The following is a 456-nucleotide window of genomic DNA, read 5'->3' as shown; positions in this document are numbered from 1 at the left end:
GGTATCAGTACTGCGTCAATGACGTGTATGACCCCGTTACTTGCTTCAATGTCTGTAATCACAACAGTTGCATCATTGACCATTACACCATCGTCTGTTACAGTGAAGGTAATTTCACTTCCCTGGACAGTTTCAGCTGAATCCATTGATACAACATCTGCTGCCATGAATTCACCTGCAACCACGTGGTATGTCAGTACACCTGCAAGAGCCTCTTCATCTGCAAGTAATGCATCAAGAGTTCCTTCAGGTAATGCTGCAAATGCTTCATCTGTTGGTGCGAATACTGTGAAATTTCCGTCTTCTGCTGAGAGAGCTCCCGTTAAGCCAGTATCATTTAATGCTGCTTCAAGAATAGTATGGTTTTCACTATCATTGATTATGTCTGCCACAGTATCTGGTGCGGCGCTTGCAGCTGCTGTCAAAGAAAAAATAACGGCTAAAAATGTCAATAAC

1 protein-coding gene is annotated in these 456 nt (G+C 43.0%); it reads right to left on the bottom strand.

Going from position 1 to position 456, the window contains the following annotated elements; genetic code table 11:
• Nucleotides 1-425 (bottom strand): fasciclin domain-containing protein (locus tag E7X57_RS12200; RefSeq protein ID WP_244603702.1); only part of this gene is annotated, 425 nt, incomplete at its 3' end.
• Nucleotides 426-456 lie beyond the last annotated feature (31 nt).

Origin of the sequence: Methanococcoides sp. AM1 (assembly GCF_900774055.1) — an archaeon.
Classification (GTDB): Archaea; Halobacteriota; Methanosarcinia; order Methanosarcinales; family Methanosarcinaceae; genus Methanococcoides.
This window is presented reverse-complemented; position numbering and strand designations above follow the sequence as displayed.